This window comes from Dongia sp. agr-C8 (genome assembly GCF_054658695.1).
This window is the reverse complement of the sequence record NZ_BAAGHZ010000002.1, coordinates 1033846-1047384: the sequence shown is the minus strand read 5'-3', so window position 1 is coordinate 1047384 and position 13539 is coordinate 1033846. Positions and strand designations below refer to the sequence as shown.

Here is a 13539-nt window from a genome sequence, read left to right as displayed (position 1 = left end):
TACCCATTTAGGTTGCAGCTGCCTGCTTGACTAACAACGTGTGCAGGTGCGCGGCGCGATCAGGCTTCGCGCAGCGACGACAGGATGGTCTCTGCCGCCTCGCTGATATCGGCCTCGATGGCGGCGCGCGCCTTGTTGCCGTCCCGCTTGGCCAAGGCCTTCAGCATGGCCTCGTGATGGCCGAGGAAGTCCGACCTGCCGAAGTCGGTCGTCACGTGATGGAGGAACGGGCCGATCTGCAGCCAGAGCGTCTCCACGATCGACATGGCCTGCGGCATGCGGGCCGCGAGATAGAGCTGGAAGTGGAACTCCTGGTTCAGCGCCAGGTATTTCTTCGAGCCTTGCCGCAGCTTGGCGATCATCTCGTCGTTGAGGCGCGACATCCGCTTCAGCTCGTCCGGCGTGATGTGCTTCGCCGCGGTCTCCGCCATCAGGCCCTCGAGGGCCAGCCGGATCCGCACGATCTCGTCGAATTTCTCGGCCGTCATTACCGGCAGCGAGACCGAGCGGTTCGGCAGCAGCTCCAGCGCGCGCTCCGCGACCAGCCGGCGCAAGGCCTCGCGCACCGGCATCACGCTGGTGCCGAGCGCCTTGGCCAGCGCGCGGATCGTCATCGGCTCGCCGGGCGCGATCGCCCCGCCCATGATCGCCTTCTTCACTTCCTCATAGGCGCGTTCATGCAGGGTCTCGCGCTCGAGCTTGGCGAGGCCGAAGGCGGGACGCTGCTGGGTCTGGGCTGCTGCTAATGCCATGATCGTCGGCTGGGCCGTCAAAACTGGTGAACTGATACCGCCGGGACTCGGCCGGAAGCCAGCCCGAATCGCGCACGAAGGATTGCCGCCCGATCCTACACGAGGACCGATTCCGGGTCTCGTCGGCTTGACAGTCGCGGTATAAGTTTCTTAGCATTACATCAGCCGTGATCACAAGTCACAAGTGAGCGCCCGAAGGGCGCCGGTCCGGCTGGGCGGGGCAGAACGCGGGTGAATCCCCTCGAAGCGCAATAAGCAGCCGTCGCGTGGGGCGGCGGACAAAACAGGGAGCAGACCATGTTGAAGACGGTTTCGCGTCGAACGTTACTTCGCACGAGCATCGGCCTGAGCGCGACGGTTGCCCTGGGGGCGTTGGCGCCCAGGATCGTCATGGCCGACACGCTCGATGACATCAAGAAGGCCGGCACGATCAAGGTCGGGGTCGGCGTCATGGGCCTCAAGCCCTGGGTCTGGCAGAACGAGGACGGCAGCTACGGCGGCATGGAATACGAGATGCTGCAGAAGATGCTGCCGCATCTCGGCATCTCGAAGTTCGAATACGTGCCGGTCGAGTGGGACGCGCTGATCCCGGGCCTCAAGGCCAAGCGCTTCGACATCATCTTTTCGGGCATGACGGTCACCGAGGAGCGCCGCCAGGGCTCCGGCATCGAGTTCTCGCGCCCCTACTACTTCGAGAGCGATCGCATCGCGGTGCTCGAGGATTCGCCCTACCAGAAACCCGAGGACCTCGCCGGCAAGATCATCGGCACCACGGTCGGCACGGTCGAGGAGATGCAGGCCAACAAGCTGGTCTCGATGGGCTGGGGCGGCTCGGTGAAGTCGTTCGACGACTTCGCGGCGCCGTTCATGGCCCTGCAGAACAAGCAGGTCGATGCGGTGGTCGCAGATTTCACCAGCCTCGGCGAGCAGAAGAAGGTGACCCCGAACATCCGGGCGATCGGCGAGCCGATGGCGCTCGAGCCGAAGCCGGAATGGAAGGACAAGCAGGCGGCGGCCGGCTACAAGTTCGGTGGCGCCGGCGTCGGCGTCCGCAAGGAAGACACCGCATTGCTCGCCGCCATCAACGCTGCCTGGGACAAGATGGACGAGGCCGGCGAGCGCCAGAAGATCCTGGAGAGCTACGGCCTCTGGGACGAGTCGCTGTCCCGCAAGTCGATGATGGGCAGCTGACCTTCGTGTAGTCTGTCGCGTGGCCCGCCGACCCCGGTCGGCGGGCTTTTTCTTTCGGCGAGGGGGATTCGCCGGACAGAGCTGATCACACGAGGGGGCTTGCATGTGGGAGTTCTTCACCGAGTTCGTGCCGCGCTATCTGCCGCGCCTGTTGAAAGGCGTGCCGGTCACGCTCGAGCTCACCTTCTGCAGCATGGCGGTCAGCATCGCGATCGGCATCTGTTGCGCGATCGTGACCCAGACCAAGAGCCGCTTCGCCAAATGGTTCGTGCGGGTCTATGTCGAGATTTGCCGCGACGTGCCGCTGATCGTGATCCTGCTCTTCGTCTATTTCTCGCTGCCGCGCTACGGCATCAGCCTGCCGGAATTCTGGGCCGCGGTGGTGGGCCTCTCGGTGGTGATCGGCGCCTACCTCAGCGAGGTGTTCCGCGCCGCGATCGAGGCGATCGATCCCGGCCAGTACCAGGCCGGCATGGCGCTGGGGATGAGCCGATTCGCGGTCTACTGGAAGGTGATCCTGCCGCAGGCCATGGCGATCGCCATCCCGACCGTCGGCGGCTATTTCATCTCGGTGCTGAAGGACTGCGCGCTGGTCTCTTTCATCGGTGTTGAGGAGCTGCTGCGCCAGGGCAAATACGTGATCAGCGAGACCTTCCGCAGCGAGGAAACCTATTTCCTGATCGGTATGATCTATTTCGTCCTGAGCTTCACGGCGGCGCGCGCCGTGAAGCATGTCGAGAATTGGCTGCGGCCGGCCTATCTCCGGAAGAAGGCCGGCTGATCAGCCCATCACCTGGCCGATCCCATCACTTGGCGGATCCCATCACTTGTCGGATCCCATCACTTGTCGGATCAGGGTGCCGCGGTTGACCAGGAACTCGTCCAGGGCGTCGATCAGCAGGTCGACGTCGGCCTGGCTGCTGACCAGCGAGAGGTTGCCGAGGATCCGGCGCGTCACATAGAGGCCGCGCTCGAACATGTCGAGCTGGTAGAGCTTCTTCAGCGCGGCGATGTCGCGCTCGCGACCCTTCTCGCCGTCGTCGAGGTCCTGGCTGTTGCGGATCGGGCCATCGTGGAAATGGATGGCGAAGATCGAGCCGGCGCCGGTGGTCTGTACCGGCAGGCCATGCTTGGCGGCCAGCGCGTTGGCCCGGTCGCGCAAGGAATCGCCGAGGCCGTTCATCCGCTCGAGCGCCGCCGGGGTGAGCACCTTGGTGAAGCCGGCGAGGCCCGCCGCCATCGCTAGCACGTTGTTGTTGAAGGTGCCGCCATGCGGGAAGGCGTCCGGCCGGCTGGGGTCGAAGCGGTCCATGATGTCGCCGCGGCCGCCGAAGGCGCCGATCGTCATGCCGCCGCCGACATACTTGCCGAGCGTGGTGAGGTCGGGCGTGATGCCGTGCTTGCCCTGCAGCCCGCCCGTCCCCAGGCGCGAGGTCATCACCTCGTCGAACACCAGCAGCACGCCGTGCTTGCTGCAGGCATCGCGCAGCGCCTTCAGGAATTCCGGGGTGCCGCAGATGGCGCCGGCGCCGCCCTGCATCGGCTCCAGGATCACCGCCGCCAGGGTCGAGGCGTGTTTCGCGATATCGCCGACCGCGCGCTCGACGTCGTTGTAGACGGATTCGATCACCGGGATCGGCGCATTGAGCGGCGAGGGGCCATGGCTGAAATAGAGCAGGCTGCCGTGATAGGCGCCGCCGAAGATCAGCACGTTGGGCTTGCCGGTGACCGCGCGGGCGGTGCCGAGCGCCAGCAGGTTGGCCTCGGTGCCGGAATTGCAGAAGCGCAGCCGCGCCATCGAGGGGAAGCGGGCGAGGATCGCCGCGGCCAGGTCATGCTCATAGATGTTCGGCGCGCCGAGGGTGATGCCGTCGTCGATCGCCTGTTTCAGCGCCGCCTGGATCACCGGCTCGGTATGGCCGAAGACGCCGGCGGTATGCTCGTTGATGAAGTCCACATAGCTGTGGCCGTCCACGTCGATGACCTTGGAACCCTGGGCGGAGCGGATCGCGAGCGGGAAGGGGCCGTAATGCAGGGTGGTGCGGGTATTGCCGCCCGGCATCGTCGCCCGCGCGCCCTGGTTCAGCCGGGCACTGCCGGGATTGGCGGCGATGTAGCGCTGCTCCGCCTCGGCGACCGCCGATTCCAGATGCTGGTTGGTCTGACGCCCGGTCTTGGCGGTATCGGCACGCAGGCTGCTCATGGTGGTTCTTCCCTTCGTCTTCGGTGCGGCCCGGATCATACCCGAAGGCTGCCGCGGCTCGCGGATTTCCTGGAGCCGATCCCGCGCCCATGCCCTGATATCTTGTGATCACAGATCCTGTGATGCTAATATTGGCCCAACGACAGTGTCAAGAATGGGGAGTGTATCCGGCATGAGCACGGCAACGGCTGAAGCGAAACCGAAGGGCAAGTCCGGCCGCAAGGTCATCATCACCTGCGCGGTCACCGGCTCGGTGCACACGCCCACCATGTCGCCCTATCTGCCGATCACGCCCGACCAGATCGCCGCGGATTCGATCGCCGCCGCCGAGGCGGGTGCGGCGGTCATCCACCTGCACGCGCGCAACCCGGAGGACGGCAGCCCGACGCCGGACCCGAAGGTCTTCATGCAGTTCCTGCCGCGCATCAAGCAGAACTGCGACGCGGTCATCAACATCACCACCGGCGGTTCGCTCGGCATGAGCATGGAAGACCGGCTGGCGGCACCCTTGCGCGCCAAGCCGGAGCTCTGCTCGCTCAACATGGGCTCGATGAATTTCGGCATCTTCCACGTGACCGACAAGATCACCGATTGGAAATACCCCTGGGAGAAGGCCTATGTGGAGCGGACCAAGGAGAACGTGGTCAGCAACAGCTTCGCCCAGATCGAGCGTTTCGTGAAGGAGCTGGGCGACGGTTGCGGCACCCGCTTCGAATGCGAGTGCTATGACATCGGCCATCTCTACACCCTGGCGCATTTCGTCGATCGCAAGCTGCTGACGCCGCCGCTCTTCGTGCAGACCATCTTCGGCGTGCTGGGCGGCATCGGCCCGCATCCCGAAGACCTGATGCATATGCGCCGCACCGCCGATCGGCTGTTCGGCAGCGATTACCAGTGGTCGATCCTGGCGGCCGGCCGGCACCAGATCAATCTCGCCACCATCGGCGCCACCATGGGCGGCAATGTCCGGGTCGGCATGGAGGACAGCATCTATCTCGGCCCCGGCCAGCTCGCCAAGAGCAATGCCGAGCAGGTGACCAAGATCCGCGGCATCCTGGAGAATCTCTCGCTGCAGATCGCCACCCCGGCCGAGGCCCGCGCCATGCTGCAGCTCAAGGGCGGCGACCAGGTCGGCTTCTAGCCATGGCAAATCCGGTCGAGACCTATCGCGGGGTCGCCTATCCCTGGAACTGCGATTCCATGGGGCATATGAACACGCAGTTCTATGCGGCGCTCTATGACGGCGCCGCGTTCCACTTCCTGTCGATGCTCGCTCCCTACAACGAGCTGAAGGAGAAGGGCCTCGGCTGGGCCGATGTGAAGCAGGTCATCGAATACAAGCACGAGGTCCGCGCCGGCGCGCTCCTCGTGGTGCGCACCACGCTGAAGCGGCTCGGCAACAAATCCGCCGAATACCTGCACGAGCTGTGCAACGCCGAGACCGGGGAATTGCACGGCACCAGCCTGCAGACCACGGTGCTGTTCGACCTCAATGCCCGCGCCGCGGCGCCGCTGACCGACGAGATCCGCCGGCGCGGCAAGGCGCTGGGCCTGGAGAGCTGAAAATGGGTGAGAGCTGATATGGGCGAGACCCGGATCGCCGGTCGCGGGCCCTGGCTGCGCGAAGCCATCCAGCCCGGCGAGCAGGACGCGCCGGCGCTGGCAGGCGCTGAGCGCGCCGATGTCTGCATCGTTGGCGGCGGCATGGCGGGGATGTGGACCGCGCTGGAGCTGAAGCAGCGCAAGCCGGAACTGGACATCGCCATCGTCGAGGCCGATGTGCTGGGCGGCGGCGCCAGCGGCCGCAATTCCGGCATGGTGCTCTCGCAATGGGCCAAGTTCGCCGCCTTGCAGGCCTTCTGCGGCACCCAGGACGCGATCCGGCTCGGCCATGTCTTCGGCAATTCCGCGACCGAACTCGACGCCTTCTTCCGCACCGAAGGCATCGACATCGAGTTCCGCCGCGACGGCTGGATCTGGGGGGCCACCTGCCGCCGTCATGTCGGCTCCTGGCGCGGCATCCTCGCCGCGCTGGCGCAGCACGGCCTGACGCCGTTCCGCGAGGTGACCGCGGCCGAGATCACCGCGATGACCGGCACGAAGGCGTTCCTGGCCGGCATCCACGATGCGACCGCCGCCACCATCCATCCCGGCAAGCTGGCGCGTGGCCTACGCAAGGTGGTGCTGAAACGCGGCGTCCGCGTCTATGAGAATTCGGCGATGACCCGGCTGGAGCGCGGCCGGCCCGCGGTCGTGCACACGGCGAACGGATCGATCACCGCCGAGCGCGTCGTGCTCACCATGAACGCATGGTCGACCTCGATCCCGGAGCTCCGCTCGGCGATCCTGGTGATCGCCAGCGAGGACGCCGTCACCGAGCCCATCCCCGATCTGCTGGAGAAGCTCGGCTACAAGGAGAAGCCGCTGATGGGCGACTCCCAGCTCTTCGTCACCGGTTTCCGCACCACGCGCGATCACCGCTTCAATCCCGGCGTGACCGGCGGGGTGATCGGCTTCGGCGGCTTGAACGGCGGGCGCTGGGAAGGCCGTAGCCCACGCGAGGACGTGATCCGCGCCTGCGTCGAGCGCGGCTATCCGGAGCTGGCCAAGGTGCCCTTCGCCGACAGCTGGTTCGGCCCGATCGACCGCACGCGCAGCGGCCTGCCGCTGTTCGGCGCGCTGCCCAACCATCCGCATATCTTCTACGGCTACGGCTTCTCCGGGAACGGCGTCGCGACCACGCCGATCGCCGGGCGGATCCTCGCCTCGCTCGCCCTCGACCTCAAGGACGAATGGTCGGGCTGTGGCCTGGTGCGGCCGGCGGAGCGCTGGCTGCCGCCGGAGCCGATCCGCTACATCGGCGCGCACATGGTGCGGGCGGCGATCGCGCGCAAGGACCGGCTCGACCATCTCGACCAGCCGCCGGGGCCGATCGTGCGCGCGCTCGCGGGCCTCGCGCCCGGCGGCATCACCACGTCACGCGTCAGCAAGTAAAGAAACCACCCAGCAGGAGGGCACGATGCCGAATGCCATTCATTTCAAGCGCAACGAATTGCCGTTCATCCCGTGCAAGGCGCCCGGCGGCGAGACCACGATCGCCCGGGTGATCAACGGCAAGATCTCGCAACACATGGGCGGCGGCCTCGAGATCGCCGAGAATATCAAGGTCCACTGGACCACGCTCTACGACGAGATCCTGTTCATCCACGAAGGCAGCATGATCGTCCGCACCGACCAGGGCGAGATGGAATGCCATGTCGGCGACATCGTCTGGCTGCCGGAGGGTTGCACCTTGGACTACGACATGACCGGCCGCCGTTGCGCCTATTTCTACGCGCTCTACCCCTTCGACTGGGCCAAGCGCCACGGCATGGAAGAACCGTGAGACTTCAGCCTCCGGCCTGAAGGTCGGATCGGAAGCCTGCCGCTGTAGGTGCGCGGGAAAGCGATGCTGCAGAAACGGTTCGCCTAAGCCGAAGCGCGGGTCTCCGCGCCCGGCGCCGGCAGGGCCAGGACAGCCTGGCTCTCGAGATGCGCCAGCAGCGGCGGGGGCAGCCTGAGCTTGGCACCCAGCGCCGCAAGATAGGCTTTCTCCCGGGCGTCGTCGGGGTCGATGGCGAGGCGCGAGGCCAGCCAGATTTCCGCCGCCTGCTCCTGGCTGCGCGGCAAGGCGGCGATGGCGTCGAGATTGGTGGGACGGGAGAGCTCGTCGAAAACGAAGGCCTTGGCCTCGGCATCGAGGCCGAGCGTTTCGATGCGCTGGAACAGCGCGCGCTGCTCCGCGGCATCGATGTGACCGTCGGCCTTGGCCGCGGCGATCATCGCGCGCACCAGGGCGAGCGCGAAGGGCGCATCGTCGGCGGTGCTGCCGGTCGCGGGATCGAAGGCGCTTTCGCGCGGCGCCGGTGCGAACTCGACGGTGCCGCCCGCGCTTGCGACCGGTTTGTCCTGCTGCCAATTCTGCCAGGCCTTGTAGGCGAGCCCGCCGAGCACGGCGGCGCCGCCATAGGTGAGCAGGTTGCCGCCGAGCTTTTTCACCTTCTTGGAGCCGAGCAGCATGCCGAGCAGGCCACCGGCCGCCGCGCCGGCCGCGAAGGTGCCGGTCTTGCTCTCGCTCACCCTGCCGGCGGCGACCTTGGCCTTGCCCATGGCCTGATCCAGGACGCCCGCGGCATTGGGGCCAAGGAAGTCCGTCAGCAGCTTCTTGGAATCAATCACGGGCGCAGCCTCTCGCTTTGGATCACCGGACGCCTGATGTGGTGACCGGGGCAAGCGATTCAACCCCGACCCGCGCCCGCGGATGATCCTGTCGCGGCCTCAACTCGAGCCTGGGCCGGGGATGATCCGGTGATCCAAGACGCCACGCGCGACGTAACGACGCGACGGGAAAGCCGGACCCGCCCCGTTCCGGGAACAATCATGAAAATGGGCCGCCCCGAATGCGCCGCCGTCAAGCCATGCCCATGCGGAACGTCGAGCGGCGCCGGATGCGGCGATCATGATGCGGCATCGCCCGGAATCGCCGCGCCTGCCGCTCTGGCAACTCCTGGTCTATGGCATGCCGGCCATCGCGCTGGCGATTCCGACCATTCCCGTCTACGTGCAGCTGCCGAGCTATTACGCCACCACGGTCGGCCTTTCCTTGAGCGCGGTCGGCGCGGCGATGCTGGCGGCACGGCTGCTCGATGTCGTGACCGACCCGCTGATCGGCCTGCTCAGCGACGGCCGGCCCACACGCTTCGGGCGGCGCAAGCCCTGGATCGCCGCCGGCGCGCTGCTCGGCGGCTGCGCGATGATGCAGCTGTTCCTGCCGCCGGCCGCGGCGAGCGCTTTCTACCTGCTGCTCTGGGCCTCGCTGCTCTATCTCGGCTGGACCCTGGTGGCCATTCCCTATGCCGCCTGGGGCGCCGAGCTCTCGGTTGACTATCATGAACGCGCGCGCATCACCGCGGTGCGCGAAGGCGCCGGCCTGTTCGGCGTGCTGACCGCCGGCGCGCTGCTGGCGGCGATGCCGCATCTCGGCTGGTCCTTGGGCGAGGCGCAGGCCTCGGTCGGTCTCGCCGCCATCTTGATCGGCGCGCCGAGCCTGGCGCTGCTGCTCTGGCTGGTGCCTGAACCGGAGTCGGCCGGCCGTGCCGCCGTCCGACAGGATGCCGCGGCACTCATGGCGGGCCTGCAGCGCAACCGTCCCTTCCTGCGCCTGACCCTCGCCTGGTTCCTGAACGGCCTGGCCAACGGCCTGCCCGCCGCCTTGTTCCCGCTCTATCTGCGCCAAGGCCTGCAGGTCGGCGAAATGCTGCAGGGCGCCTTGATCTTCGCCTATTTCGCCGCCGGCATCGCCGCGATCCCGCTCTGGCTGTGGCTCAGCCGGCGCCTCGGCAAGCACCGGACCTGGTGCCTGGCGATGCTGATCTGCTGCGCCGCCTTCGTGGCGGTGCCGTTCATCCCGCCGGGGCAATGGCCGATCTTTCTGGTCGTGTGCATCGTGACCGGAGCAGCGCTCGGCGCCGACCTGGCGCTGCCGCCCGCCATGCAGGCCGATCTCGTCGACTACGATGCCTGGCGGTTCGGACGGCCGCGCGCCGGCTTCCTGTTCGCGCTGTGGAGCATGGTGTCGAAGCTGGCTCTGGCCGGGGCGGTCGGATTCGCCTTTCCGGCTCTGGATTGGCTCGGCTTCGACGCCAATGCCGGCGCCAATCCCCCGCAAGCGCTCTTAGGCCTGGTGGTGATCTACGCCCTCATTCCCATCGTACTGAAGCTCGTGTCGATCGCCATCATCTGGGGCCATCCGCTCACCGCCCGGCGCCAAACCGCGATCCGGCGCCGGCTGGGGCGGCGGGTGCGCCCCTTCGAATAGACGGGAAGCGCCATGGTGTCAGCGAGAGTGGGTGTTGCATGGGGGCTGCTCTTGCTGGCGACGTTGACAGGATGCAGCAGCATGAAGCCAGAGCAGTTCGCCAATGCGGAACCGAAACTCCGCGTCGAGGAGTTCTTCCTCGGCAAGACCCGCGGCTGGGGCATTTTCGAGGACCGCTTCGCAAACCTGCGCCGGCAGTTCGTCGTCGACATCGACGGTGCCTGGCAAGGCGACGTCTTCGTCATGGAAGAGCGCTTCCGCTATGCCGACGGTGAAACCGACGAGCGGGTCTGGCGCATCACCAAGGACGGCGTCGACGGCTACAAGGGCCGCGCCGGCGACGTGATCGGCGAGGCCAAGGGTCTTGCCGCCGGGAACGCGCTCAACTGGCGCTACGAGATGGACCTGAAGGTCGGCGACGGAACCTGGCGCGTGTCGTTCGACGATTGGATGTTCCTGCAGCCGGACGGAATCCTGATGAACCGTGCCCGGGTGAGCAAATGGGGCATTGCCGTCGGCGAAGCGACGCTGGTGTTCCAGCGCTGGCCGCTGCGCAACCAGCAAGCCATGCCCGGTCTCGCGCCGGGCGCCGACGCTCGGTCGATCGCTCAGCCGCAAATCGCTGCCGAGTAAGGCGTCCCGACGGCGCCGCCGCCCTGAAACATCAATCGAGACCACCCGCAGCGCCGCCGACGTCGGCCTGCTGGGTCGAGGAAGCGGACGAACGCTTCGGTTCGCCGCAATTCCGGCAGAGATATTCAATCGTCGAGCCGTCCTCGGCAGCGAAACGCAGCTTCACCCAGCGATTGTCCGCGTCATACCAGGACTCGCAAGACAGGTCCCCGGAATAGACGAAGCGGCGCGCCGGACGGGGGCCGTCGGGCAGCATCACGGTCTCGACCCCGAATTCTTTCACGTCCACGCGGTTGAGCCCACCGGTCAGCGTGTTGAGCACCGCCGGCGCCGCGGTCTGCGCGATGTTCCAATGTGTCGTGGGCCAGACCGGCGACGCCCCCGACCATTCTTCGGCATCGCTCCGGACCTTCAAGACCGCGCCTTCGCGCCGGGCTTCGACGCGCCGCAAGTCGCCGTCATCGTTGGTCGTGGCATCGAGGCTGGTCAGCTCGCCGCGCCGCCAATTCTCCACCGAATGGTAGCGGAAGCTATACGCGGTCAGGAACAGCACATTGACCTCGAGATCGGAGCGCGACTCGACCCGCATGCTGTCGGCGGTCTTGCGGAACGCGACCTTGTGTTGCCCGATCTTCTCGCCGTTGCGCAGGACGTCGAAGCGCAGTTCCGGCCCATAGAGCTGCAGCGGGTCGATCTCGCCCGCCGTCGGGTTCGCATACGCCGCCGAGGTACCGCTGACGCTGCCGGCCGCGGCCACCACGACCAGGGTGGCCAGGATCCGTTTGACGCTTCGTCTCTGTCGCATGGCTTCGCGATGCTCCGCTGTCGAGACAAGCCGTTTCGACCTGTCGAACGGCCTTCAGCGCTTGTACGAGCGTCCCGTCCGGCCGGATCACAGCAGGCGCAATGAAGCCAGGAGGCCGACGGCGCCGCAGGGCCGCCGCGTCAGATGGGTTAGGAGCTGGAAGAATGATGGTGGGCGGTACTGGGATTGAACCAGTGACCCCTACGATGTCAACGTAGTGCTCTCCCGCTGAGCTAACCGCCCGATATCACAGCGTTTTTGGAAAACGCAGCCCCGGACGCGGGGCCGGGACAAGGGTGCCGGTCTGGCCGGCGGCACGCGAGATACCACCCCCTCCGGCGCTTTGCAAGCACCGGAAATCAACCGCTTTATTGGTTCCGGTAAGCCTCGGGGCAAACCATTGGCATCCAGGCGCTGACAGCCCGCCCGGAATTCACTAAATCTATGGGCATGAGCAACGGCACGGCCCTGCCCAAATCCCCAGAATCCCCGGAAGCCGCCGCCCCGGGGGAGAAGGCCGAAAACCCGGCGGCGTTCGCAATCCTCCGCCCGGCACGGCAGAGTACGCCCTTGGTCCTGGCCTCGCCCCACAGTGGCGACCATTACCCGGCGGAATTCCTGAAGATGGCCAAGCTCGACCGCGCCACTTTGCGCCTGAGCGAGGACTGCTATGTGGACGAGCTGATCGCCGCCGGGCCGAGCCACGGCGCGCCGGTCCTGAAGGCTTTGTTCCCGCGGGTCTATGTCGATGCCAACCGCGAGGCCTTCGAGCTCGATCCGGTGATGTTCGAGGACCGGCTGCCCGAGGCCGCGATCACCGATTCGCCGCGGGTCGCCGCCGGGCTCGGCAGCATCCCGCGTCTCGCCGCCAATGACCGCGAGATCTACGGCCGCAAGCTGCCCTTCGCCGAAGCCGAGCAGCGGATCGCGCGCTGCTATCGGCCTTACCACCAGGCGCTCTCCGCGCTGATGCAGGAGACGCGCGAGCGGTTCGGCGGCTGCCTGCTGATCGACTGCCACTCGATGCCTTCGGTCGGAGGGCAGGGCGAGCGCGACCTCGGGCGCTCGCGGGTCGATTTCGTGCTCGGCGATTGCTTCGGCGCTTCCTGCGCCGACGCCGTCACCGCCGCGGCCGAGGCGCATCTCCGCAAGGAAGGCGCCAACGTCCGGCGCAACAATCCCTATTCCGGCGGCTATGTGACCCAGCATTACGGGCGGCCGACCGAAGGCATCCATGTGCTGCAGATCGAGATCAACCGCTCGATCTACATGGACGAGCAGACCCTCGAGCGACTGCCGCAGTTCCAGGAGACCCAGGCGCGGCTGGAACGCCTGATCGCCATGCTGGCCCGCGAGGCGCCGGCCTTGATCCGCCGGCGTTGAGCGTCACGCTTCGCCCCGCCGCCGCCGGCGATCTCGCGACCTTGCGCGAGATCTATGCCGGCCATGTCTTGCACGGTGCCGCGAGCTTCGAGGAAGTGCCGCCCGATCTCGCCGAGTTCGAGCGGCGCTGGCGCAGCATCGTCGAGCTCGGCCTCCCTTATCTCGTCGCCTGCGAGGATGAGCGGCTGCTGGGCTATGCCTATGCCGGGCCCTATCGGCCGCGCAGCGCCTATCGCTTCAGCGTTGAGGATTCGGTCTATCTCGATCCCAGTGCCATCGGACGCGGCATCGGCCGTCAATTGCTGACCGCGATCATCGAAGGTGCCACGGCGGCGGGGAAGCGGCAGATGCTGGCGGTGATCGGCGACAGCGCCAACCGCGCCTCGATCGGGCTGCATGCCAGCCTCGGCTTCACCGCGGTCGGCACCTTCCGGGCGGTCGGCTTCAAGTTCGGACGCTGGCTGGACAGCGTGCTGATGCAGCGCGCGCTCGGCGACGGCGACACCTCGTTGCCGCAGGGCTGAGCGGCGAACCGGCTCATTATTGAAACGTTTCAAAAAAAAGGGCCGTGCGTCTGGCACGGCCCAAGTTCTGGGAGGAAACGCCCATGAGGGGCGCCGCGACAACGTACTGTCAGGGGAGATTTCCGTTGTCGCACTGCAAAAGATGATGCTGCACAAGCGAAAAGTCAAGCATCTAAAGTGACTCTACGGTA

14 protein-coding genes and 1 tRNA gene are annotated in these 13539 nt (G+C 66.7%); 10 read left to right on the top strand and 5 right to left on the bottom strand.

What is annotated here, in order from left to right; translation table 11 throughout:
* Positions 1-59: 59 nt before the first annotated feature.
* A complete protein-coding gene (locus tag ACYQ4T_RS12550; RefSeq protein ID WP_459854429.1) occupies positions 60-752 on the bottom strand; it encodes a GntR family transcriptional regulator in 693 nt (230 codons plus the stop codon).
* 390 nt (positions 753-1142) lie between these two features.
* Between ACYQ4T_RS12550 and ACYQ4T_RS12545 the strand changes: the two genes are divergently transcribed.
* Together ACYQ4T_RS12545 and ACYQ4T_RS12540 are read left to right on the top strand one after the other, a co-directional pair.
* Positions 1143-1943, top strand: coding sequence for a substrate-binding periplasmic protein (locus ACYQ4T_RS12545; protein ID WP_459854427.1), 801 nt, complete (start codon positions 1143-1145; stop codon positions 1941-1943).
* Between the two features lie 103 nt (positions 1944-2046).
* The gene (locus ACYQ4T_RS12540) at positions 2047-2724 is read left to right on the top strand and encodes an amino acid ABC transporter permease (protein WP_459854424.1); all 678 of its coding nucleotides are present in this window, start codon (positions 2047-2049) and stop codon (positions 2722-2724) included.
* 42 nt (positions 2725-2766) lie between these two features.
* Here the strand turns inward: ACYQ4T_RS12540 and ACYQ4T_RS12535 are convergent, their stop codons facing one another.
* Positions 2767-4146, bottom strand: a complete 1380-nt coding sequence (locus ACYQ4T_RS12535) for an aspartate aminotransferase family protein (protein ID WP_459854422.1) — start codon at positions 4144-4146, stop codon at positions 2767-2769.
* Positions 4147-4318: 172 nt separating this feature from the next.
* Here ACYQ4T_RS12535 and ACYQ4T_RS12530 point away from each other — a divergent pair, with 172 nt between their 5' ends.
* Genes ACYQ4T_RS12530 through ACYQ4T_RS12515 form a run of 4 tightly spaced genes read left to right on the top strand, consistent with a single transcriptional unit; the run spans position 4319 to position 7531 of the window.
* Positions 4319-5287 (top strand): beta-keto acid cleavage family enzyme, encoded by a 969-nt coding sequence (locus ACYQ4T_RS12530; RefSeq protein WP_459854420.1) that lies wholly within the window; start codon positions 4319-4321, stop codon positions 5285-5287.
* 2 nt (positions 5288-5289) lie between these two features.
* Complete coding sequence (locus tag ACYQ4T_RS12525; protein ID WP_459854417.1) at positions 5290-5709, top strand: acyl-CoA thioesterase; 420 nt, start codon at positions 5290-5292, stop codon at positions 5707-5709.
* Positions 5710-5715: 6 nt separating this feature from the next.
* Entirely contained in the window at positions 5716-7140 is a 1425-nt protein-coding gene (locus ACYQ4T_RS12520) for an NAD(P)/FAD-dependent oxidoreductase (protein ID WP_459854415.1), read from the top strand.
* Between the two features lie 25 nt (positions 7141-7165).
* The gene (locus ACYQ4T_RS12515; RefSeq protein WP_459854412.1) at positions 7166-7531 is read left to right on the top strand and encodes an AraC family ligand binding domain-containing protein; all 366 of its coding nucleotides are present in this window, start codon (positions 7166-7168) and stop codon (positions 7529-7531) included.
* An 83-nt stretch (positions 7532-7614) separates the two neighbouring features.
* Here the strand turns inward: ACYQ4T_RS12515 and ACYQ4T_RS12510 are convergent, their stop codons facing one another.
* Entirely contained in the window at positions 7615-8364 is a 750-nt protein-coding gene (locus ACYQ4T_RS12510) for a tellurite resistance TerB family protein (RefSeq protein ID WP_459854410.1), read from the bottom strand.
* Positions 8365-8644: 280 nt separating this feature from the next.
* Between ACYQ4T_RS12510 and ACYQ4T_RS12505 the strand changes: the two genes are divergently transcribed.
* Both ACYQ4T_RS12505 and ACYQ4T_RS12500 read left to right on the top strand, forming a co-directional pair.
* Entirely contained in the window at positions 8645-10003 is a 1359-nt protein-coding gene (locus ACYQ4T_RS12505) for an MFS transporter (RefSeq protein WP_459854407.1), read from the top strand.
* Positions 10004-10084: 81 nt separating this feature from the next.
* Positions 10085-10636, top strand: coding sequence for a DUF3833 domain-containing protein (locus tag ACYQ4T_RS12500; protein WP_459854405.1), 552 nt, complete (start codon positions 10085-10087; stop codon positions 10634-10636).
* 31 nt (positions 10637-10667) lie between these two features.
* Here ACYQ4T_RS12500 and ACYQ4T_RS12495 read toward each other — a convergent pair whose 3' ends face one another.
* Both ACYQ4T_RS12495 and ACYQ4T_RS12490 read right to left on the bottom strand, forming a co-directional pair.
* A complete protein-coding gene (locus ACYQ4T_RS12495) occupies positions 10668-11441 on the bottom strand; it encodes a DUF6134 family protein (protein ID WP_459854402.1) in 774 nt (257 codons plus the stop codon).
* A 168-nt stretch (positions 11442-11609) separates the two neighbouring features.
* Positions 11610-11684: transfer RNA gene (locus ACYQ4T_RS12490), tRNA-Val, on the bottom strand.
* Positions 11685-11885: 201 nt separating this feature from the next.
* On the opposite strand from ACYQ4T_RS12490, the gene ACYQ4T_RS12485 reads away from it, so the two are divergent.
* On the top strand, positions 11886-12824 hold the full coding sequence (locus tag ACYQ4T_RS12485; RefSeq protein WP_459854399.1) for an N-formylglutamate amidohydrolase: 939 nt from the start codon (positions 11886-11888) through the stop codon (positions 12822-12824).
* On the top strand, positions 12821-13348 hold the full coding sequence (locus ACYQ4T_RS12480) for an N-acetyltransferase family protein (RefSeq protein WP_459854396.1): 528 nt from the start codon (positions 12821-12823) through the stop codon (positions 13346-13348). The genes ACYQ4T_RS12485 and ACYQ4T_RS12480 overlap by 4 nt, the downstream gene beginning before the upstream one ends.
* Positions 13349-13539 lie beyond the last annotated feature (191 nt).